The following is a 21,961-nucleotide window of genomic DNA, read 5'->3' on the forward strand; positions in this document are numbered from 1 at the left end:
ATGAAAACCAGAATCGTCAACGTCACCGCTGAAAATCTGGCCGAGTATCCGCAGGTGATCTGTTTTATCAATCCCAAGCACGAGTTTTACCACAAAAAGATCGAATGGCTGGACCAACAGTTTAAAAACGGTTTGCGCATCAAATTGCTGTTCATCGAGGAGGAAAAGAAACCGGTCGGATTTATCGAATACGTCCCCGGCGAATATTGCTGGCGCTCGGTTCAGGCAAACGGCTATATGTTCATCCATTGTCTGTGGACCAACGGCAAAAAGTATCAGCATCAGGGTCTGGGCGCTGAACTGATCGCCGAAGTGGAGCGGGATGCCAAAGATATGCACGGTGTTGCTGTATTAACCAGTGACAAAGCCTTTATGGCCAACCGGGAGATATTTGTCAAGCGCGGTTATGAACTGCTTGAAGAATCCGGAAAGGAACAGCTGCTGGTCAAGACATTCGACAAGGGACCGCTGCCGCACATCAACGACTGGGAGTCGGTGTTGAACTCTTATCAGGGATTGAATATCATTTATTCGAAACAATGTCCCTGGGTTGCGCGGTTTATGGAAGAAGTCAAGCCGGTTCTGGCCAATGAACATCTGGAGCCCCATATTATTGAAATCAAAACAGCAAAGCAAGCCCAAAAAGCGCCTTCGCTGTATGCGACATTCAATCTTGTCTATAACGGCAAATTACTGGCGGATCGTTATATTTCGGTAACGCGGTTCAAGAATATTTTAAAAAAAGAAATAAAAGCGAGCTAACCGCCCGTTGGTGTTCAGGTCTTGCCGGACGGCTTTTTTTGCATCATGTAAATACGGCTTTGCAAAGAACAAAGAGTACGTACTGCAGTACGTACTGTTGGAGTGTATATAAATAATAAAAAATCAAAAAATTATGACACTCTTTTACATATTATTATCAGCAACCACAAAGACCATGTCGGTCAATTATAATTTATCCGAAATGCGGATTTGAAAATTACAATAATGCAGGCCAGTGTGTAAATTGTTGCAAGTTTCAATTCGGACATGCGTACAATGATCTGACATATATGACATTTATCCCGACGCGTACCCGCTCAAAAGCCGCGAGGCTTTGGTTTGTTTTTATTGTCCTCCTCATATTCATTCTGGTGGTTCTGGTACGGATTAAATCTGCCTGATTTGCAATCAGATGGGTCGAATGATGAGGAGTCCATCGATTTCCATTATTTAAAAGGAGTTGAAATTGAAATTACATATTTTTCTATTCATGATTTGTTTGGGATTGGTTGCTATGACCTTTGCGAGTGAAAAGGATATAGCTATAACAAGGGCCATGACTTTTAACGTCCGGCTGAATGTGGCATCCGACGGTATCAATGCCTGGCCGAACCGAAAGGATCTGGTGGCGGGGATGATCCGCTTTCATCGTGCTGATATCGTCGGCACCCAGGAAGCGCTGATCGGACAGGTGCATGATTTGGCAGATCGTTTGCCGGACTATGCCTGGTTTGGAGTGGGCCGCGATGACGGCGATAAAGCAGGCGAGTTTTGCGCGGTATTTTACCGGAAAGAACGCTTCGAACTGCTCGATCACTCGACCTTCTGGTTGTCCGAGCATCCGGACACACCGGGCAAAGGCTGGGATTCCGATTACAATCGCATCGTGACCTGGGGACAATTCAGAGATAAACAGTCCGGGCAAGTATTTTTCTTTTTCAATACCCATTTTGATCATATTGCGGAAACGGCGCGCCGGGAAAGCGCCACATTGCTGCTGCGGAAAATCAAAATCCTGAGCCATGATTTACCCGTGATCGTGGCGGGTGATTTCAATGCCGATCCGGATTCCAAACCCTATGAAATCCTGACCGGCAATCCGGCTCAAATGTCGGGGCAAAAATTAAGCGATACCAAGGCGCTGGCGGTTTATCCACATCACGGCCCGACCCGCACATTTACCGCATTCCGGTTTTCAGCGTTACAAGAAACAGCCCCGCCCATCGATCATATCTTCATCACCGGCGGTACGGTTATCAATCACGGGACGCTTTCGGATACCTTTAACGGTCGTTTGCCCTCCGACCACATGCCGGTGCTGGCGGAGATTGTGTTTTAAAGCATCGTCTCATCGTATCGTTGCCGACTGTGCGACGAGGGGGGCGGCACAATAAAACAAAAGACATTCAATTTTTTACCTGTGATGCTATTCTTTGTTAATCATTAAATGCTTTGTTCGTCTTGTTCGTTGCTGATTTTCTTTGAACAGCGAACACGACAAACGGCGCGAACTGCAACGGCGAATCCGGTAAAAGATATTGAAATCATATCAAAATACCGAATGATTGCTATTTCATGATTATTGGATCCTGCACGCCAGCATCGTGGATGCTGAACTCGAAAAATTATTTGAATATTGTCCCATATTTTTATTATATTGATATTGTCTTTTTTGTGTCAAGAAAACAGAACGTTTCGCATCCTGTTCAGACGATAGCATAAACCGAGGGATATGATATGAAACAGCTGAATTTACGACGCATTGCCGGATTGTTAGCCGTTATGTTTTTGCTCATCGCCTTGCTGCTGTGGGCTTTTACGGATATACCTCTTGCCCCCCCTTTTGTTGTCGGTTTTTTCGTCTGTCTTGCCTTGTATTTCCATCAGCATCATTTTTTGAAAAAATTCGCATTCACCGCCTGGGTGTTTGTGTTCGTGTCCGCGTCGTTGCTGTATCCGGCGGCGTTCGGCTCCTGGTTCGGATTTGATCTCGGCATTCTCATTGTACCGCTCATCCAGATCATTATGTTCGGTATGGGCACAACATTAAGCGTCAAAGATTTTACCCGGGTGTTCACCATGCCATGGCCCATACTGCTGGGTATTGTGCTGCAGTTTTCCATCATGCCTCTGGCCGGCCTCAGCATTGCGACCCTGTTCGGTTTTGAACCCGAGGTCGCGGCCGGCGTGATCCTCATCGGCTCCTGTCCCGGTGGTGTGGCGTCCAATTTAATGACTTTTCTCGCCGGCGGCAATGTAGCATTGTCCGTCACCATGACCTCTTGTTCCACGCTCCTGTCCCCGGTGGCCACGCCGTTTCTCATGGAAACCCTGGCAGGACGCCTGGTGCCCATCGATTTTGTCGCCATGATGCTTTCGATTTTAAACATGATCATTGTACCCATATTGGCCGGACTCTTTGCTAATCAAATCCTGTATGGTAAAAGCGCGCTTGTCAAACGCGGGAAATGGCTGCTGCTGATCGGGATTATCGGCCTGGCAGTCGCTTTGGTCAGTATTTTAATTCGCGCTGAATTCTGGGGCGCATTGGCTGCACTGCGTAACGGCTCGATTATCGGATTTGCATTGATTGGTGTGGTGGCGCTGGCAAAATATGTGATCAATGCGCTGTTCAACGGACCGGAAAACTGGATGGACAAAGTGCTGCCTGTTGTTTCCATGGCCGGTATCTGTTTTATTATCGGCATTATTACCGCCCGGTCCAGTGAAAAACTGCTGTCCGTGGGACTGGCGCTGATTGCCGCGGCGATTCTGCACAATTTTATCGGTTATATTCTGGGGTACTGGCTGGCGCGAGCTGCTCGACTGGATGAAAGTTCGTGTCGTACCGTAGCCTTTGAAGTGGGCATGCAGAACGGCGGCATGGCGTCCGGTCTGGCCATGACGGTGCTCAAGAGCGCCAATGCCGCCCTGGCCCCGGCCATATTCGGTCCCTGGATGAATATTTCAGGATCCATGTTGTCCACCTGGTGGCACCGCAAACCGGCCAAACCTCAAGAGTCTGAACAGGATAAAACGATCAAGACTGAATCCTGAATATGTTCTGATGGGTTGATATAAAAAAAGTATATGTTCATAGTCCGAAAGGAGAGAACCATGATCAATCGTCGAAATATGCTGAAACGGCTCGGTATAGGCGCAGCTGCAACGGCGGCAGCCGGAAGATTCGTGACCGATGCGGATGCACAGGAAGTCAAGGCCCGGGTCAACACAAATTCGCAGCCCTCTGATCTTAAAATCACCGACTTGCGCATCGTGCGTATGGGACCGGGATGGCGGCGCTATGTGGTGCGTCTGGATACCAATCAGGGGATAAGCGGATACGGTGAAGTGCGCGACGGCTCCAGTCCGACCTACGCTTTGATGCTCAAAAGCCGGATTTTGGGTGAGAATCCCTGTAACGTTGACAAAATATTCAGAAAACTGAAACAATTCGGGCATCACGCCAGACAGGCCGGGGGAGTCGTATCCATTGAAATGGCCTGCTGGGACCTGGCCGGGAAAGCCTGGAATGTGCCCTGCTGGCAGATGCTCGGGGGACAATTCCGCGACAAGATCAGGGTGTATACCGATACGCCCACCCTAAATGATCCTGTGAAAATGGGTAAGAAACTCAAAGAACGCATGGATATCGGCTATACGTTTTTAAAAATGGATGTGGGTATCCGGCTGCTGCGTGATATCCCGGGAACCATCACGGCGCCGAAAGGCATGACCAAGACTTTTCAGGTCAAGCACCCGTTCACCGGTATCCGCATCACGGACAAGGGGCTATCCATTTTAAAGGACTATTGCGCGGCGGTGCGCGATATTGTCGGCTGGGAAATCCCCATTGCAACCGATCATTATGGTCATTTTCCGGTTGAAGACTGTATTAAAATAGCACAGGCGCTGGATGAGTTTAATCTGGCCTGGTATGAGGATATGGTACCCTGGGAATACACGGATCAGTATGTGATGCTGCGCAATTCCTGCGACACGCCCATCCTGACCGGTGAGGATGTTTATCTCAAAGACGGCTTTATGGATTTGTTTGAGAAAAAAGCCATTGCCATCTGTCATCCGGATCTGGCTTCGTCCGGCGGTCTGCTGGAAACCAAAAAGATCGGTGATTTGGCTATGGAGCATGGCATTGCCATGGCCTTGCATATGGCCGGAAGTCCGGTCACAATGTATTCATCTGTGCACTGTGCGGCGGCTACGGAGAACTTTTTGGTGATGGAACATCATAACGTGGATGACGACTGGTACGACGATCTTGTGACCGGCGTGCCCAAACCGCTGGTTCAGGACGGCTATGTGCCTGTTCCGAATGGTCCCGGCCTGGGTATTGAACTCAACGAAAAAGCCATCAAAAAGCATTTAAAAGGTGACGATCAGTATTTTGCACCCACACCGGAATGGGATGACGAGGAATCCTGGGACCGGCTGTGGAGCCGTCTGCAGAGAATGCGCAGACGTAATCTGACATAAATTCGTGCAAATCATTAATCGAAACGGAGAGGTTGGTATGTTATTGAAACGATTGATATTTATTTTGATGGCAGGTTTATTTATTGTACAGTCACTTTACGCCCAGGTCGGCGTGTTTTCAAAAGAGGATATTATCAAATATACCCCCCAATGGGAGGGGGAACGTTTTCCGGACGGACGTCCCAGGGTGGCAGATGAGCTTCTGGAGCGCTTAAAGAGCGTATCCATTGAGGAAGCCTGGGCTGTGTGTCGGCGACACGGATTTCACAATCAGTTTGAAGGCGACTGGGTGATCACCGAAAACGAGCCGGTATTGACCGGACGTGCGGTTACGGCCTGTTTTCATCCAAAGCGTCCGGATGTGGATGCGGTTATTGATGAACAGGGCGAAAAAGACGGTCGTATCGGCGCACAGAATTCCTGGATCATCGATACGCTGGCGGACGGCGACGTTATTGTGGTGGATTTGATGGGCAAGGTGGTTGACGGCACCTATCTGGGTGATAATCTGGCCAATTCGATCTGGGTGAAAACCGGCGGTACCGGTGTGGTGATTGACGGCGGCGCCCGCGATATCGAAGGCGTGAAGAAAATTAAAGATTTTCCCATTTTCAACCGCGGCTGGCACCCGTCTTATCTTGATGGCGCTATGCTTATGGGGATCAATTCACCCATCCGAATCGGACATGCCTCGGTGATGCCGGGTGACGCGGTTCTGGGAAAAGAAGAAGGTGTGATTTTCATACCGGCGCATCTGGTTGAGGAGACTGTACAAACTTCGGAAATTATCCGGCTGCGGGATGAATTCGGACATCAGATGCTGCGTCAGGGAGAATACACGCCGGGACAGATTGACAGCAAATGGACGGAAGAGATAGAAGAGCATTTCCGCCGCTGGCTGCAGGAACGTGATGAAGAACTGACTGAATATCAGCGGGAAAAACTGCTCAAAGGCCGGACGTGGTAAGTTTGTTTTGCAATGAAATATCCGCACCAGCGTTGCTGCAAGATCAGCATGATCTGGAAACAGAGGGGGTAGCGGAAGACAGCCTGGCTGTAGCGAGGGGGATGCTTCCCCCTTTTGAAAAAATGATTTCTTGATGACATGAACCTAATCAAATAGGCTCCCATACGGTTGGAAAAAAGCATACCCTGTTTTTTTAATTGGTTTCATTGATCTTTTTTTATTTTAGCATGTAAAATAAAGCTCTTATGAAAGGGAAACCGTTATAAAGTATGCACTCGTGCTGTTTTTTGTTTTCGTCTTTTTATCCCTCATCGCGTCGGCACCGGCAAAGGATACAAATCCGCCTGCCGCGCGCGTTGAAAATGTGGTGGACGAATATTACGGTGTCAAGGTGAACGATCCGCGCGTGGAACCCTGGAATTCTGCAAAAATGACAGCGCGTCTGCAGGCGGCCAGCGGCAGTGACAATCCGATTTTGTTCCGGGTCGATTACAGTTCAGGTCACGGCATCGGCTCTACCCGGCAGCAGTACCTGGAAGAACTGGCGGACGAATGGGCGTTTCTGTTGTGGCAGTTTGGTGAATAAGAGCTGACGCCGGCTGAATTTTTCACATTGGCATGTCACGAAAAGTAGAGTAGAATCATTTGATCACAAGATGTTTGCCGGAGAAGCAGACATCTTGTGATTTCAGGGTGTTTCGGAAACTCCTTTTGGATAGCATCCTATTCACGGTTTGATTAAAACGGGTTCAATTTTAGCGCTTTGCGGATTCTATGGATTTTATAACCATTGCAGAAAATTTTGGATTCGGCGGATTTGTCGGCTGGGCTGTTGTGGAACGGGGTTTTTCTCTTTTTTATCAACAACAGGATTCGGAAAAAAGCTGGTAAAGGGCTCTTTTTGGCTGATCAGCATCATTTGGTATGGAACAATGCTTTTTTCATTTCTGGACGTATGGTGTTTAAAATAGACTTTTTCATAAAACCTTTGTTTCACTGCGAATGATTGGAATGCTTTTTATTGTAACCGGAATTGCGGTTCGGGTGCTGGCCCGTACTGCTTTCAGGAGTACAGTGTGCACGTGGAAACATCGGATACCCATGAACTGGTAACCCGGGGTATTTACAAAACTGTGCGTCATCCCGCCTATCTGGGATTGTCCTGTTTGTTCATCGGTATACCACTGAGCTGGGAAGCTGGGGCGGAATTGCCTGAGCCGTTTTGGCGGCTATTCCATCCGTTGTTTATCGAATTCGAATCGAAGAACAGGCTTTGATCGAATGGTTTGGGAATAACTATATCGAATATAAAAGACGTACAGAAAAAATGATACCATTTTTGTGGTAGTGGCATCACCAAACCCGTTTCCAAAGCTTATTTTCTACGGCAGGTTCCAGGGAATATAAATTAACACATCTTTTGCTCTTTGCAATGATGCTGCTGAAAGCGGTCTTTTGCAGAGGTGATTATTTCCCGTCAGATTATATATTGTTTTTGTTTTTTCTGTATTTTATATTTTGTTATAAATTTTTAGTTTTCCGGGGGAAACAGCCATGTACGAAACCAACAGAACGAGCTGATCCTGTTAAATTGCGCCCTTTTATTATAAATATTCATAAATTCTATGAATGCTTTGCAAAAATCGCTTTAATTCTGTATGTTAGCTGAAAAAACGACCCCATTATACTTGACAAATCTTGGAGATAAGAGTTTGAAAAGACTAGTATTCTGTCTCTTTATTTTATTTCTGACTCAATGCACGGTTGAACGGCTGGCTTGCAATTGTCCGCGCGTGTTTGTGTTTACCGATATCAATATTGATGCCGGCGATCCGGATGACCGGCAGTCGCTGGTGCATCTGCTCTGGTATGCGGATGAACTGCGCATCGAAGGTATTGTCCCGGACCGCTGGGAAGCGCAGGGTTATAAGGCATGTGAATTGGCATTAAAATCCTATTATAAAGATTACCAATCCTTTCAACTCGCTGAAAAGGGATATCCGTTACCGGATTCACTCAAAAACAGAGTGGCTATTGATTTTGATCATGCCATGCAGCTGTTTGTAAAAGCCGCTTCGGTGCAGACAAATCCGCTTTATGTGTTGATCTGGGGCAATATGGTGAATTTTGGTAAAGCGTTGCGGCAAAATCCCGATTTATCGGACAATATCCGTGTCATCACCATCGGCACACATCTGATGATGGAAGAATACCGCGTTCACATACCGGAAAGCTGGGAAAAAACTGAAAAACCCTGTGAGCAGTACAACTGGAATGGATTCGGCAGGAATGAAATCTTTGATGATCCGCGCTTTACAGATATGTGGTGGCTTGAGATCAACTGGACTTATGAGGGGATGTTCAGCGGTAAAGAACCGAAAGAGATGTTTGGAAAACTGTCTAAATACGGGGCACTGGCTCAGCACATCAAGGAGGTTGTTAAGAATCAAGACTGGGCGCAGTATTTTCGCGTTGGCGATACGCCGACTGTGCTTTATGTGATCGATCCTGGTCATGATTTGTCGAATCCCGCACAGGCCAGCTGGGCGGGACGGTTTGTGCAGCCGTTTCCGCAGGAACGGCCGAATTATTACACCGATGACAGCGGTCCGGTTGAATGGAATTATGCGCATCCATGCAGCACCTGGGGGAACCATGTGGATATGAACCGCTATGCCAAAAGCACGCTGGAGGCTCAGCGGCCCGAGATGTACCGTGCATTGCTGGAAAAGCTGGAGAAAATTTACCGTGAGAAACGGAAATGAAAGAATTATGCAAACTGCAATTTCCGTTGTACTGTTTGAGCTGATACGTCCGTCCGGATATACTGTTAATGTCCATAAGCGGTTCGAGTTCATTATAACCGTTGTCTTTAAGAAGAAATGTATGACCGAGAACAGAATAGCGGTCTTGACTGGGTCGATCATACTTTAAATTTTAACTGAAACACAAGAGGGTGTTATTTGAAACAAAAATGGGAAAACTCCAGTGATGAGCAGCTTGCTGCTGCATTGGTTGATTCAAACGAGACGGCGTTCAAAACCGTATTCCGGCGTTACTATAAACCTCTGTATGCGTTCGTATACACCCGGATACGCTCATCTGAGCAGGCGCGCGATTTTGTTCAGGATGCTTTTGCCAAGTTATGGATGCACCGGCATACCCTGAAACCGGAGATGGGATGCAAAGCCTACTTGTTCCGGATCGCGGATCGGCAGTTGATTGATTTTTACCGCAGGCAATCCTCCCGACAGGAATATCAACAGGAGGCTCGTCGGAAATCGGAAGCGTATCAAGATCATTCTGATTTGCAGTTAGCTCTGCAAAACGCCATTACTGATCTGCCGGAACCGGTGCGCGAAGTGTTTGTTCTTGGCCGCTACGAAGGTTATACTTATGCAGAGATTGCAGTACAACTCGAGGTTTCGGTCAAAACCGTGGAGAGCCGCATGTCTAACGCGTTAAAGCAGTTACGAAAAAAGCTTCAGGAATTTCAAAAAAAATGATGTTAATGATAGGGTATTTATAGACTCGTCCGTATAGACCTATGAAAGGAAAGAATAATGGCAATGGATAACAGCACACATACAGACGATTATTATTTTCAGCTTTGCAGCAAATCACTAACTGATTCAATCAGCCGTGACGAGCGGGCCGAGCTTGACGTCTGGCTGAAACAGTCCGTTGAGCATCAACGATGTTTTGACGAACTTGAAAAAGTCTGGGGCGAGACGGATAGCACAATGCCGCCCGACCTTCCGGACCTGGATCATGAATGGCGAACATTGTCCCGCTCACTGGGAATCGGTCGGGAAAAAGAACTGCATTCCGGTTCTGTATCATCATTCATACAGCGTTTATTCAATCCGGTTCCGATGCGGGCCCGGTGGGTGATTTCTGCTGCAGTGCTGGTGCTGGCTGTGTCTGCAGTATTGTATTTCAAGAGTCCGGCTCCCAGGATTCTCACTGTGACCACCCGGAGCGTAGAAAAAGAATACGTTCTTTTACCGGATCAATCCAAAGTCTGGCTGAACAGCAACAGTGAGTTGAGCTATCCTGAACGTTTTGTATCAACTCGTGAAATTCAATTGACCGGTGAAGCCTTTTTTGTCGTCGTACCGGATGCAAAGCCGTTCCTCGTTCATACAGCGAATGCACAGGCGCGGGTGTTGGGAACCGCCTTTAATGTCTGGTCGCGCGATCGGGAAACCAGGGTCATTGTCAAACGCGGCAAAGTCGAGTTGACCCGTTCGAATCAGGATACGGCCAAAGTTCAACTGGTCCGCAATGAGACCAGTCGCATTGAGAAAGAAAAGGCGGCCAGACCGCCACAGTTTGTCGATGCAGATTATGCAATCGGCTGGATGGAGGGCCGTCTGGTGTTTATCAAAACGCCGGTTGCAGAAATCCTCAATGAACTGGAGCGATTTTACGGTGTGGAAATTCAGCTGCTGGACAGCGATTTGGCTCACAAAACAGTTACAGCGACGTTTGAGAATAAAACCCTGGAAACCGTATTGACCTCTTTGAGTTTGAGTGTGGATTGTGAGTTTCATGAATATGACACTCATATTAAATTCGGCAGTATGGAAAAGAGGCCGTCATGAAACACATGATTTTCTCATTCTTTTTGATCCTGACTGTTACCGGCCAAGCTATACCGCAGACGAATTCGGTCGATGCGCACCTTAACAAGCGTGTGAATCTGCGTTTTCAATCCGCTCCGCTGAGAGAGATTCTGGCTGAAATATCAGACCAAACCAATGTTTCCTTTGTTTTTAGCGACTCGCTTATCGACTCAGTGACGTTGTCCTGTGATGTGGAAGATGAACCACTGGGCAAAGTTTTCTCCTTTTTACTGGATGACCACATTACATACAAGGTGATCGATGATGATCTGGTGGTTTTGCAATATCAGCAGACCCGAGCCCCCCGAACTCTGCGCCATCGTACCCCAAAAGTGGGGGACAGCGCGTCCGGACTGGATGACATCACAGCACCGGAACTTACAAGCCTGGATAAACCCGATTATCCCCAGGAGGCGATACGAGAAACACCACCGGGCATGTCAATCTTTTTATCCGGGTCAATGTAAACGGTCGAGTCGAGTCTGTCATTGTCAAGGAATCCAGCGGTTCGGTTATTCTGGATTCTACTGCAGTGGAACATGCAAAGATGGCGATATTTACTCCTGCCATTTCGAATAAAAAGCCGGTACCGGTCTGGATCGAATGGGATTATCATTTTAGATTATGGTATCAAGATCAGGATCCGGTGCCTCGATCAATTGTTCGACCTTGAATATTCATTTAATCAATAGAAAGAGAGGTTATCATGAAAAACCAAACAATATTCCGGTATTCGTTTCTGATCACGTTGGTGACGGTTGGTGTATTGCTTTTTCAATGTGCGGCTCAATATCAAAAGGCAACGGTTCGTTCTACTCCGCCTCTTGACTATCCGTTAGAGGCACAAATGGAGCAGCGCGAAGGTGTTGTGGGGCTGGCTGTTTATGTAAGCGGTGACAGCATGGTCAAGACCGTCGAATTGGACGAGTCTTCCGGCTTTGCCGATCTGGACAGCGTGGCGGTGCAATTTGCAAAAGAAGTGCAGTTTAATCCTGCCCGTAAAGGCCGTGAAACCGTTCCATCCTGGACGCGCTTGAATGTGAACTTTCGTCTGGATAAAACGTCAACACCAAAAGAAGAACGCCTGAAAAAGTTTAAAGCCTATCACAAACAGATTGCATCATTTAAAGATGAGGAGAAACGCAATACCGCGCTGGAAGCTCTGTATAAACTGTCCACGAATTTGATGGGTTCGGTCTCTCTCAACGCAGGCCCTAAAATCAATGAACCGTTGAAAAAAGTGGTGTCTGAACAGATTTATCAGTACTGGCAGCCTCTGGATGAAGCCATTCCACTAACTTTTGTGGTGCTGGATGATTATTTGTACCGCTATCCGAAGAGTCCGCGCTATGATGATGCCAAATCGCGTTTGATTGAATATCTGGGGATGCTGAAAGATGAAATGCAAAAAGTCCAGGTCGATCAGGAATTGGAAGCCAACAAGGCAAAAGTGATTGGTCTTATTGAGCAGCGTGTCAATCAGCTCAAAGACGAGCCTGTTTCATCTGTTCTTTAATAGCAATGACAGCCTTCCTCAACGGGACCATCTGCTCCTAAAGGAAGGCTGTTTACACAGGGGATGTAATATATGTATTTAGAAATACAAAGATTATCTTGCAAATTCAAAAATAATTGTTTATTTATGGTATATTATTTTATTAATGTTGCAGCAAAAGCATGAATTTTATTGCATGTTCCATCTATTGTACTAAAAAGCAAGTAAACCTGGACCGATTTTTTATCAGAAAATTTAATATTGTTTCACAACCTGTCCAGGATATAGCCAAGAACCTTGATTTAAAAATTGAGGACAATGCGATGAAAATTTATCGGTTTCTGACTATTTTTATGTTATGCTCAGTGTCAATTATTGCAGGACAGGGCGGATACACGTTCCGTACCGTAGAACTACCGGGAACAACCATACAGTCTGATGTGATCGGTCTGAACTATCCTGTTACTGTGGAGGGTGTGCAGTCGCTTGGCATGGGAGGTGCGCAGGTTGCCGCGGCGGTAAGCAGTTCGGGTATGCTGGTCAATCCCGCTTTCTTGTCCGATCCCGTGAACCGGTTTGTATACAGCACCGTTCGGCACGCGAATCGGATTGTCGGTTCAGAATCTCATTCCCGTGCAGACGCTTGATGATCTGTTCAACCACAACCAGACGCGATTCCCGGATTTTTCTGAGGCGCTCGACAAATCTTTTGCGCGTCCCCAGGAGTTCTCTGACCATAAATTGTGCCAGATCTGGGATTCTCATCGTGCTAATTCAGTGGTGATTCCGGCCATAACGATTGCCGGGCCGACATATTTTGTACTCTGTGTGACCGCCTCTGATTTGCTGTGACCGTTGAACTGTATTACATAATAACGCACCAGAAAATGAATGGCATAGGCGCTGCTGACACTCACCAGTAAAACAGGAAAGAATGGGCATTTCATCCCGGGGATAAAAAAAGATAAACTTTTTTGTGGTTTATGGTGGGTGTTTGTATATTGAACAGCTGTTTTCAGGATTTACAAAACTTTTTACCGGATATTGCGTTAACTATATAAATTGTATTTATTTGGAGATACTCTATGAGATTACTCGTTTTTATGCTTTTGGGACTGTTGCTGTCAAGCCGCTCTGTATTTCCTCAGTCACCGGATCATGTGCAGCCGGCGAATCTGGATATGCAGGACCCTCTGCCTGTCAATCCGGATGTAACTCTGGGTGAATTTGAGAACGGCCTGAAATATTATGTACAGGTTAACCGTAAACCCGAGAATCGGGCCACCCTGTGGCTGGCGGTGAATGCCGGATCGGTGCTGGAAGATGAAAATCAGCGCGGTTTGGCGCATTTTGTTGAGCATATGGCGTTTAACGGTACAAAACATTTTGAAAAACAGGCTCTGATTGATTACCTGGAAAGCATCGGAATGCAGTTCGGACCCGAGATCAATGCTTTTACCAGTTTTGACGAGACTGTTTATTTTCTCAATGTGCCGACGGACAGTTCAAGTTACATGGAAACCGGATTTCAGATCCTGGAGGACTGGGCGCACGCCTTGAGTCTGGAGCCGCAGGAAATTGACAGAGAGCGCGGTGTGGTCATCGAGGAATGGCGGCTGGGACGCGGCGCTCAGGAGCGTATGCTGGACGAACAGCTGCCGGTTCTGTTCAGGGATTCGCGGTACGCGGAACGGCTGCCGATCGGCAAGAAAAATATTATTGAATCTGCAGATTACGGGACTATACGGAAATTTTATCGCGACTGGTACCGTCCCGGGCTGATTGGGGTCGTTGCTGTGGGTGATTTCGACAGGGATTATATCATGGAATTGCTGAACCGGCATTTTGCATCCCTGCCCGCACGTAAAACCCCGCGCGAACGGACGTTGTATCCGGTCCCGGATCATGAAGAAGCGTTGTTTGCGATTGCAACCGACAAGGAGGCGAGCCGTACTCGGGTCAGTATTTATTTTAAAAGCGAACCGAAGCCGGTTGAAACCGTATCGGATTACCGGGTGCTGCTTGTGGAAAACCTCTACAATCATATGCTGAACAAACGCCTAAAAGAACTGACCAAACAAACGGATCCCCCGTTTTTGTATGCATATTCCGGTAAAGGGCAGTTTGTCCGCACCAAAGAGGTTTACCTTTTAGGCAGTGTGGTCAAAGAAAACAGTGTGGAACGCGGACTGGAGGCATTATTAACCGAGGCGCTGCGTGTAAAGCGACACGGATTTACGGCGTCTGAACTTGAACGCGCCAAGCGGGAAATTCTGCGCAGTGAAGAACAGGCGTATAAAGAACGTGACAAAACGCAATCCAGACGCCTGGCGCGACATTATGTGTCGCACTTTCTGTCCAATGATCCTATTCCGGGGCCGGGACAGTCGCTGGCGCTTGCCCGGCAGCTGTTACCGGATATTCAATTGCAGCATGTGAATGCACTGGCCGGACAGTGGATAACAGAGGATAACCGTGTCGTGATGGTCAATGCTCCGGAAAAACAGGATGTAGCCGTACCGGATGAATCCCGGCTGTCTGCTGTTTTTAAAAAAGCAACTGAAAAAGCAATTGGTCCCTGGCAGGACAATGTGCGCCTTGAGCCTCTAATTGCAGATGTCCCGCCAAAGACTGATATTATGGATAAGAGTTCGAATGCGGAACTGGGCGTGACCGAACTGGAGCTTGCAAACGGCGTAAAGGTCGTGCTGAAACCCACGGATTTTAAAAACGATCAGGTTTTGTTCGACGGATACAGTTTTGGCGGACATTCTCTGACTGACAGTCAGGAGTATGTGTCAGCGCTCGCCGCGGCGAGCATTATCCAGGAGAGCGGAGTCGGCAAATTTTCAAGCATTGAGCTGGAAAAGAAACTGTCAGATAAAGTTGTGAGCGTCTCCCCTTATATCAATACGACGTTGGAGGGTATTCGGGGAAGCGCCTCTCCCCAGGATATGAAAACATTGTTCCAGTTGATATATCTGTATATGACGGCGCCGAGAAAAGATGCGGAAGCGTTCGAGTCGTTTATGAGCCGCATGAAGGGATATATTGAGAACCGCAGCGCCCGGCCGGAAACGGCGTTCATGGATACGCTTCAGGTGACTCTGGGTCAGCATCACCCACGCTCCAGACCCTGGACACTGGAGCGCCTAAAAGAGATTGACTATACAACCGCGTTTGATTTTTATCAGCAACGGTATGCGGATGCGGGTGATTTTACATTCTTTTTTGTCGGGAATTTTGATCCGGACAGTCTTGATCCTTTGATTCAAACTTATCTGGGCGCATTGCCGTCAACCGACCGCAGTGAATCCTGGCAGGATCCGGGAATCAGGCCGCCGGACGGTATCGTTGAAAAATCGGTGTATAAAGGTGTGGAGCCCAAAAGCCTGGTTCGGGTGGTATTTACCGGAGCGTTTGAGGATTCACGGCAAAATCGTTATGCATTGAATTCTCTGGCATCGGTGATGCGTATTAAACTGCGTGAGGTGATGCGTGAGGATATGGGAGGGACCTATGGTGTGCAGGTGCGCTCCGGCGCGGAAAGATATCCGAATCCTGAATATTCATTGCATATCATGTTCGGGTGTGCGCCGCAACGAGTAGAGGAACTTGTCCGGACGTTATTTGCCCAGATTGATAGTTTGCAAGCTCAAGGCCCGGCTGTAGAAACCGTTTCCAAAGTACGAAAAAGTCAGCAACGCGAATACGAAGTTAATCTGAAAGAAAATCGATTCTGGCTGAGTCAATTAAAATCCCGGCAGATGTATAATCAGAAATTTAAACAGATTACAAGCTATCCGGATCTGTATGACAAATTGTCTGTCGAAATGATTCAGGACGCGGCGCAATGTTATATAAAACAGGATCAGTATGTAAAGGTTGTACTTTATCCTGAAAAAACCGCCGCTCGTACGTCAGGTCAATAAAAATGTTCTGAACAGGTCATTCAAAAAAGGGCTGTTTAAACAGCCCTTTTTTTTATTTTCGCATATCCCTGGCACACATTTCCGCCGCTTTGATCAGCGGATAGGCGGCCGGTGAAGCCGTCAGCATGGGCTGAGTCCCGATTTGTGCCACGAGAAAATCATATATAGTCATATGATTCTGGATAGCAAATCCAATGACATTGATCAGCTCGCCGCCGCTTTTGCCGGCACACACTTCGCCGCCCAGAACAACACCGTTTTCTCGCAACACGATCAACTTTACGGTCTGGGGGGAAGAATCGTCCAGACAACCGGGATGCCAGTCAATGCCGCTAAAGGTGCCTGTGACAATGTCAAAATTTTCATTTCTTGCCATGGTCTCGGTCAATCCGGCCACGGCATAAGACGTCTGGTTAATACAGGTAGAATAGATACCAATGGTTCCCCGGAATGTTTTTATGGTCGATAATTTAAACAAATTCATTGCCGCAACCCGCGCCTCTGCACAGGCTGTGGAAGCGAGCATCACTTTGCTGAGTTTGCCTGTTGAAAAATCATGCTTTTCGGCGCAATCGCCGACTGCGAAAATATCCGGAACGTTGGTGCGCATATATTGATCGACTTTGATAAATCCAAATTCATTAATCTGCAGTCCGATTTTTTCCGCCAGTTCTGCGTTGGGTTTATACCCGCATGATAATACAACTGCATCTGCGTCCAGTTCTTCGCCGTTGTCCAACAGCACACCTGTCACCTGACCGTCGCCTTTGACCGCCGTTCCGGTCATGACGTTGACACCGCGCGATTTGAGGTTCTCCTCGGCCTTGTCGGCAAATTCCTTGTCAAATGCCGTCCCCATAATGTGCGGCAGGACTTTGATCAGAGTAACATCTTTGGATTTTTTATTAAATTCGTCTGACATCTCCACGCCGATGAATCCGGCGCCGATGACTAATTTTTTGCAACTCTTTGACGCTGTTATGAAGATTGTATTGAATCATGGTTTACAGTCAGTCGTCAGCGACGGCCGGCATGAGGCCCCCTGTTAAAAAAATGTAAAAGATAATGAAAATCATTATCAATATCAAGCTTTAGGTTTGAAAAATGAGTAAATACTCAAAAAATGTATATCTCAACGTTTTGGGATTCATATGCCTTCGGCCTTGCGGTTAGCTGAAGCATTTCAGCATAATACTCTGTGCCGCATTGAATCGGATATAAATGTCTGAAAAAAAGTAGGATGTTGATATTAAATAAAAATATTTTACATAAAAATCGGATCAAGTTAACCCGAAATCACGTTTAATATTATCAGATTATCATGTTTTGAATACACTGCATGGAAAAAGATACCACCGGAGATCCCAATGAATGAATTGCGATTATACAATACAGCGACGGATGAGAAGCAAAAATTTCAACCCAGACAACCCGGACACGTTAAATTGTTCACCTGCGGACCCAGTGTGTACCGTTTTCCGCATCTCGGGAATTACCGCACCTATCTCTATGAGGATGTTTTGCAAAAGTATCTGGAATATAAAGATTACACCGTGCAGCGTGTCATCAATTACACAGATGTTGAAGATAAATCCATAGAACTTGCTCTGAGCCAGGGCGTTACGGTGCGTCAGCTTTGCCAGCCGGTTGAAGAACGCTTTGTACGCGAATGCGGACTGCTCAATATTGATTTGCCTGACGAGATACCGCGTGCCAGTACCAGTGTGGAGGCTGCTGTAGATTTGATTGAGAGCCTGTTGGAGAGCGGGCACGCCTATTGGCATGAGGGGGAAGTGTTTTTTGATCCGTTGACCTATAAAGGATTTGGACGCCTGTATGGACTGGATATGAGCAACTGGCCGGATAAAAAGATCCGGTTCCGTCAGGATACCTATCCCGGTACGCGCTGGAATCGCGGTGATTTTATCTTGTGGCATAAACCGAAAAAGAAAGAAGGAAATGTATGGTGGGAAACGCGTATCGGCAAGGGGCGGCCGGCCTGGAATATTCAGGACGCGGCCATGATCAAAAAGACGCTCGGTTTTGAAATTGATATCCATACAGGCGGATTTGATAATCTGTACCGGCATCATGATTATACGCTGGCCATTATGGAGTCGGCTTCGGGCAAGGCGTTTTGTCCCTGGTGGCTGCATGGCGGCGAGCTTTTGGTGGATGGTGAAAAAATGTCAAAATCAAAAGGTAATGTCGCGTATCTGGACGATATGGTGGAGAAAGGATTTGATTACCGGCACATCCGCTTTTTCCTGCTGTATGCTCCGTATCGGGAAAAACTGGACATGTGTATGCCCTGTGTAGAAGAGCGCGCCGGGCATCTGGACCGGGTTCGTCGACTGGTCTGTTCGCTTTTTGAAAAGGAAACATCGGGCGCGGATGAAATTGATTTTGATCCGGCTCGGGAAATTCGTGATGCATTTGAGGAAAAAATGGATGACAATTTAAATGTTGCCGCTGCGTTTGATGCGGTGGCTGATATTCTGATGCGTGCCGAGCATGTGGATCATGAAAATGGACTCCCCGCCCCAACGCGCCGGGAATTGCATAGTGTGCTGAATGATATTGACCGGGTGTTTGCTGTTTTGGGATGTGATGCTGATTCAGAGAAAGGTCAACAGATATGAGTGTGATCAAAGCTGATAATCTGGTCAAACAATTCGGCGGTTTGACCGCAGTCAATTCGATTTCATTTCAAGTCAAATCCGGTGAGTTTTTCGGTCTGCTCGGTCCCAACGGCGCCGGCAAAACCTCGGCGATTCGAATGATATACGGCTTTTCACCGATATCCAATGGAGAAATGCGCGTGTTCGGTCAGGATATTCGTACGGACTGGCGTGATATACGATCGCGCATGGGAATCTGTCAGCAGAACAACACGCTGGATCCGGATCTGACGGTGGAACAGAATCTCTGGCTGTATGCGCGTTATTTTGAGATGGATCAAGCGCATGCCAAGCAGCGTTCCGAGGAGCTGCTCGAGTTTTTTGCGCTCACTCATAAACGCAAAGCCCGGGTGATGGAACTGTCCGGCGGATTAGCGCGCCGGCTTCAGCTGGCGCGTACATTGGTGCCGGAACCGGAACTTTTGATTCTCGATGAACCGACCACCGGCCTGGATCCGCAGTCCCGGCATCAGTTGTGGAACCGGCTGCTTGAATTGAAAAAACGCGGTCTCACTTTGTTTTTGACCACGCATTATATGGATGAAGCCGAGTCGCTCTGTGAGAGAATCCTGATTATGGATCATGGCACTATTATCGCAGAGGGGGCGCCAAAGCAATTAATCTCTGAACATGTGGCCGAGAGTGTGATCGAAATCCAGACTCCGGGTGAGGAGCTTTTGGCCTATATTCACAAGCACGATATTCGTTATGACGATCTGGGCCAGCGGATTATTGTCTATACCCAACCGCAGAGCGAACTGGAAAAGGAAATCCGAAATATCTATTGTATGGAAGCTTGTCTGTTTCGGGCCGGAAATCTGGAAGATGTATTTCTGCGTCTGACCGGACGGGAGTTACGCGAATGAATCGACCTGCTCTTTCTGATATTACCCTTCGGTTCCGGCACGTCTGGTACCGGAATTTAATAACCTACAAGCGTATCTGGAAAGTTAACTTTCTTGTCCCTCTGCTCGAGCCTGCTTTTTATATTTTGGCATTTGGACTTGGGTTCTCCGGCCTTATCGGCGGGGTCGAGTATGCAGGCCTGCAGCTGGAGTATACCCGGTTCATGGCGCCGGCACTGGTGGCGACTGCCTGTATGTGGAATTCTTTTTTCGAAACCACCTATACCTCTTTTGTGCGGATGTACTATCAAAAGACATTTGACGGACTTTTGGCAACACCGTTAAGTCTTGAGGAAATTATCATTGCGGAAATTGTCTGGGCGGCATCCAAAGCTGCGGGCGCGGTCACGATTATGCTTGTCGTGCTGATTCCCATCGGCTTTGCCAACTTTCCCGGAGCTCTGATGTGCATCCCGCTGGCCTTTCTGGGCGGACTCGCCTTTGCTTCCATCGGAATGTTTTTTACCGGTATCATTCCGACAATCGACATGTTTAATCTGCCGGTGTTTTTGTTTATCACCCCCATGTTTCTATTCTCGGGTACGTTTTTCCCCATTTCAGGAATCCCGGAATGGGCCGGACTGTTTTCTCTGTTGTTTCCGTTGTATCATCTGGTTGAATTGACCCGCTTTTTCTGTATAGGCGCCATGGAATCGCATATGCTTTTTAATATCCTGTATCTCATTCTGTTCGCTGTGCTGTTCGGATATCTGGCGCTCCGCAATATGAAGCGGCGCATTATTCAATAGAAGTTATGTCGAGTGGCAGTCAGGGTTGTTTGGAAGATACTTGATGCTGATCATTTTGCAGATCGATTTCAAAATCAGAGTGCAGAAAATTGATGTGTTTGACATCTACTTTAAAGGCGGTGCGGATGATACCGGTCACCTCGAACAAAGCCTCAAAATAATGATCTCCGGTTATGTCTTGTAACGATTCTGCTGTTTCCGGATCTGTAAAATATTTCATAGTACCGATATTGCCAAAATCATGCTCTGATATAAAGAATACAAATGTATTGTCATTGTAACCGGATACTTTGATGACCATGACATAATCATTTCGCGCATTGGTTTCCGGGTTTGTGACCCAATTGTAAGAATATTCCTTTGTAGAATCCACATCATAAAACAAAAGCTGACTGGATCCCTGTCTCAACTGATAATTAAATCTTAATTTACGAGTGACGGTATCCAGGATATTCAGACATTTGTAGGGGCCGATGTAAACAATATTGTAATTTTGCAGGTCTTCTATCTGCAGTTCTGAGGAAAGCTTGATTTCAAAATTGTTGCCATGCACGACGAGTGAAGGAACAAGATAGGACACACACTGGGGCAAATGTTCATCCAGATAACTGTGATACGTATGGTCTATCCGGTTTTTATACTCCGGGTGCGTTTGGATAAAAGCAGCCAGTTCACTGTCCGAATTGATTTCCACATCGCGAATGTAACTTTGCCGTCCTTTTTCATAGGCAAGAGAAAAGAAATAATAATCGCCCAGCACGATCAATGTCTTTTTGGGGCTTTGGAAAATGGTTTGCCATACCGGATGAGTCCGGGGTATAATTTTGGATGTGTTTTTTGTTTCTGGGTGGTTTATGATGATCAGATAGGGGACAGCAACCAAAAGGAAAATACCCAAAATGATATAAGGTATATAATACTTTATATTGAACCGGGGAGGTGTACGCGTTTTAGAAACAAATTCTATATGATAATGTCCTTTAGGGAGGGTAATATGAACAGGATCATCTGCTCCTTGTGTCAGGTAATAATGTTCCAGTTTTTTACGCAAGTTGCTGATATAGGCGCGCACACTCGAATCAATAGCCGGATCAAATGAAGTGTCTTTGCCGAAAAATTCAATGGCTATCGTGCATTCCTTGACCAAATCCGTTTGATCAGAAATCGAAACGAGATATTTGAGCAGCTCCTGATACTTGGCGGCATTGATAAACTCTTCGCTGTTGAGCACCCGGTTCAGTGCTTGCTGTTTGTTTTCTTTTGTCAGTGAATCCTGGATCATAGTTTTCAATCAGGTTAAAGAATAAAATTAATATCTAAAAAAAAACAATCAAGATCAAGTCTTTTT

General features: G+C 46.9%; 20 protein-coding genes. 18 read left to right on the plus strand and 2 right to left on the minus strand.

The window, feature by feature from the left end; translation table 11 throughout:
* The 15 genes from U5R06_03030 to U5R06_03100 all read left to right on the plus strand — a co-directional run bounded on the left by U5R06_03030 (window position 1) and on the right by U5R06_03100 (window position 16,278).
* Window positions 1–762 carry a GNAT family N-acetyltransferase gene (locus U5R06_03030; protein MDZ7721810.1) on the plus strand — a complete coding sequence of 254 codons (762 nt, stop codon included), beginning with the start codon at window positions 1–3 and terminating at the stop codon, window positions 760–762.
* A 466-nt stretch (window positions 763–1,228) separates the two neighbouring features.
* Window positions 1,229–2,101, plus strand: coding sequence for an endonuclease/exonuclease/phosphatase family protein (locus U5R06_03035; protein MDZ7721811.1), 873 nt, complete (start codon window positions 1,229–1,231; stop codon window positions 2,099–2,101).
* A gap of 398 nt (window positions 2,102–2,499) precedes the next feature.
* On the plus strand, window positions 2,500–3,819 hold the full coding sequence (locus U5R06_03040) for a bile acid:sodium symporter family protein (GenBank protein ID MDZ7721812.1): 1,320 nt from the start codon (window positions 2,500–2,502) through the stop codon (window positions 3,817–3,819).
* 60 nt (window positions 3,820–3,879) lie between these two features.
* Complete coding sequence (locus U5R06_03045; protein ID MDZ7721813.1) at window positions 3,880–5,256, plus strand: mandelate racemase/muconate lactonizing enzyme family protein; 1,377 nt, start codon at window positions 3,880–3,882, stop codon at window positions 5,254–5,256.
* A 37-nt stretch (window positions 5,257–5,293) separates the two neighbouring features.
* On the plus strand, window positions 5,294–6,223 hold the full coding sequence (locus U5R06_03050; GenBank protein ID MDZ7721814.1) for an RraA family protein: 930 nt from the start codon (window positions 5,294–5,296) through the stop codon (window positions 6,221–6,223).
* A gap of 277 nt (window positions 6,224–6,500) precedes the next feature.
* On the plus strand, window positions 6,501–6,809 hold the full coding sequence (locus tag U5R06_03055) for a prolyl oligopeptidase family serine peptidase (protein MDZ7721815.1): 309 nt from the start codon (window positions 6,501–6,503) through the stop codon (window positions 6,807–6,809).
* 490 nt (window positions 6,810–7,299) lie between these two features.
* Window positions 7,300–7,500 carry an isoprenylcysteine carboxylmethyltransferase family protein gene (locus tag U5R06_03060; GenBank protein ID MDZ7721816.1) on the plus strand — a complete coding sequence of 67 codons (201 nt, stop codon included), beginning with the start codon at window positions 7,300–7,302 and terminating at the stop codon, window positions 7,498–7,500.
* A gap of 435 nt (window positions 7,501–7,935) precedes the next feature.
* On the plus strand, window positions 7,936–8,988 hold the full coding sequence (locus U5R06_03065; GenBank protein MDZ7721817.1) for a DUF1593 domain-containing protein: 1,053 nt from the start codon (window positions 7,936–7,938) through the stop codon (window positions 8,986–8,988).
* Between the two features lie 198 nt (window positions 8,989–9,186).
* Window positions 9,187–9,729: an RNA polymerase sigma-70 factor gene (locus tag U5R06_03070; protein MDZ7721818.1), complete on the plus strand. Its 543-nt coding sequence runs from the start codon at window positions 9,187–9,189 to the stop codon at window positions 9,727–9,729.
* Window positions 9,730–9,786: 57 nt separating this feature from the next.
* Window positions 9,787–10,830 (plus strand): FecR domain-containing protein, encoded by a 1,044-nt coding sequence (locus tag U5R06_03075; protein ID MDZ7721819.1) that lies wholly within the window; start codon window positions 9,787–9,789, stop codon window positions 10,828–10,830.
* Window positions 10,827–11,318: a hypothetical protein gene (locus U5R06_03080; protein ID MDZ7721820.1), complete on the plus strand. Its 492-nt coding sequence runs from the start codon at window positions 10,827–10,829 to the stop codon at window positions 11,316–11,318. Before U5R06_03075 ends, U5R06_03080 begins: the two co-directional genes overlap by 4 nt.
* Before the next feature lie 239 nt (window positions 11,319–11,557).
* A complete protein-coding gene (locus tag U5R06_03085) occupies window positions 11,558–12,367 on the plus strand; it encodes an energy transducer TonB (GenBank protein MDZ7721821.1) in 810 nt (269 codons plus the stop codon).
* A 302-nt stretch (window positions 12,368–12,669) separates the two neighbouring features.
* Window positions 12,670–12,993: a hypothetical protein gene (locus U5R06_03090; GenBank protein MDZ7721822.1), complete on the plus strand. Its 324-nt coding sequence runs from the start codon at window positions 12,670–12,672 to the stop codon at window positions 12,991–12,993.
* Window positions 12,980–13,198, plus strand: a complete 219-nt coding sequence (locus U5R06_03095; protein MDZ7721823.1) for a hypothetical protein — start codon at window positions 12,980–12,982, stop codon at window positions 13,196–13,198. Before U5R06_03090 ends, U5R06_03095 begins: the two co-directional genes overlap by 14 nt.
* 233 nt (window positions 13,199–13,431) lie before the next feature.
* Window positions 13,432–16,278 carry an insulinase family protein gene (locus U5R06_03100; GenBank protein ID MDZ7721824.1) on the plus strand — a complete coding sequence of 949 codons (2,847 nt, stop codon included), beginning with the start codon at window positions 13,432–13,434 and terminating at the stop codon, window positions 16,276–16,278.
* 52 nt (window positions 16,279–16,330) lie between these two features.
* Here the strand turns inward: U5R06_03100 and U5R06_03105 are convergent, their stop codons facing one another.
* Entirely contained in the window at window positions 16,331–17,266 is a 936-nt protein-coding gene (locus U5R06_03105; GenBank protein MDZ7721825.1) for an FAD-dependent oxidoreductase, read from the minus strand.
* A 379-nt stretch (window positions 17,267–17,645) separates the two neighbouring features.
* Between U5R06_03105 and U5R06_03110 the strand changes: the two genes are divergently transcribed.
* From U5R06_03110 to U5R06_03120, 3 genes are read left to right on the plus strand one after another with little or no spacing between them, the layout of a single operon-like run.
* Complete coding sequence (locus tag U5R06_03110; GenBank protein MDZ7721826.1) at window positions 17,646–18,920, plus strand: class I tRNA ligase family protein; 1,275 nt, start codon at window positions 17,646–17,648, stop codon at window positions 18,918–18,920.
* Entirely contained in the window at window positions 18,917–19,825 is a 909-nt protein-coding gene (locus U5R06_03115; GenBank protein MDZ7721827.1) for an ABC transporter ATP-binding protein, read from the plus strand. The genes U5R06_03110 and U5R06_03115 overlap by 4 nt, the downstream gene beginning before the upstream one ends.
* Entirely contained in the window at window positions 19,822–20,613 is a 792-nt protein-coding gene (locus U5R06_03120) for an ABC transporter permease (protein MDZ7721828.1), read from the plus strand. The genes U5R06_03115 and U5R06_03120 overlap by 4 nt, the downstream gene beginning before the upstream one ends.
* A 19-nt stretch (window positions 20,614–20,632) precedes the next feature.
* Here the strand turns inward: U5R06_03120 and U5R06_03125 are convergent, their stop codons facing one another.
* Entirely contained in the window at window positions 20,633–21,895 is a 1,263-nt protein-coding gene (locus U5R06_03125; protein ID MDZ7721829.1) for a hypothetical protein, read from the minus strand.
* Between the last annotated feature and the right edge of the window lie 66 nt (window positions 21,896–21,961).

This window comes from candidate division KSB1 bacterium (assembly GCA_034521575.1).
In the GTDB taxonomy this organism is placed as follows: domain Bacteria; phylum Zhuqueibacterota; class Zhuqueibacteria; order Residuimicrobiales; family Krinioviventaceae; genus JAXHMJ01.

Bases quoted from the DNA above. Each gene is read 5' to 3' on its own strand.
- U5R06_03100 (MDZ7721824.1), top strand. From the start codon at position 13,432: ATGAGATTACTCGTTTTTATGCTTTTGGGACTGTTGCTGTCAAGCCGC.
- U5R06_03030 (MDZ7721810.1), top strand. From the start codon at position 1: ATGAAAACCAGAATCGTCAACGTCACCGCTGAAAATCTGGCCGAGTAT.
- U5R06_03115 (MDZ7721827.1), top strand. From the start codon at position 18,917: ATGAGTGTGATCAAAGCTGATAATCTGGTCAAACAATTCGGCGGTTTG.
- U5R06_03085 (MDZ7721821.1), top strand. From the start codon at position 11,558: ATGAAAAACCAAACAATATTCCGGTATTCGTTTCTGATCACGTTGGTG.
- U5R06_03120 (MDZ7721828.1), top strand. From the start codon at position 19,822: ATGAATCGACCTGCTCTTTCTGATATTACCCTTCGGTTCCGGCACGTC.
- U5R06_03050 (MDZ7721814.1), top strand. From the start codon at position 5,294: ATGTTATTGAAACGATTGATATTTATTTTGATGGCAGGTTTATTTATT.
- U5R06_03040 (MDZ7721812.1), top strand. From the start codon at position 2,500: ATGAAACAGCTGAATTTACGACGCATTGCCGGATTGTTAGCCGTTATG.
- U5R06_03075 (MDZ7721819.1), top strand. From the start codon at position 9,787: ATGGCAATGGATAACAGCACACATACAGACGATTATTATTTTCAGCTT.
- U5R06_03090 (MDZ7721822.1), top strand. From the start codon at position 12,670: ATGAAAATTTATCGGTTTCTGACTATTTTTATGTTATGCTCAGTGTCA.
- U5R06_03080 (MDZ7721820.1), top strand. From the start codon at position 10,827: ATGAAACACATGATTTTCTCATTCTTTTTGATCCTGACTGTTACCGGC.
- U5R06_03045 (MDZ7721813.1), top strand. From the start codon at position 3,880: ATGATCAATCGTCGAAATATGCTGAAACGGCTCGGTATAGGCGCAGCT.
- U5R06_03125 (MDZ7721829.1), bottom strand. From the start codon at position 21,895: ATGATCCAGGATTCACTGACAAAAGAAAACAAACAGCAAGCACTGAAC.
- U5R06_03110 (MDZ7721826.1), top strand. From the start codon at position 17,646: ATGAATGAATTGCGATTATACAATACAGCGACGGATGAGAAGCAAAAA.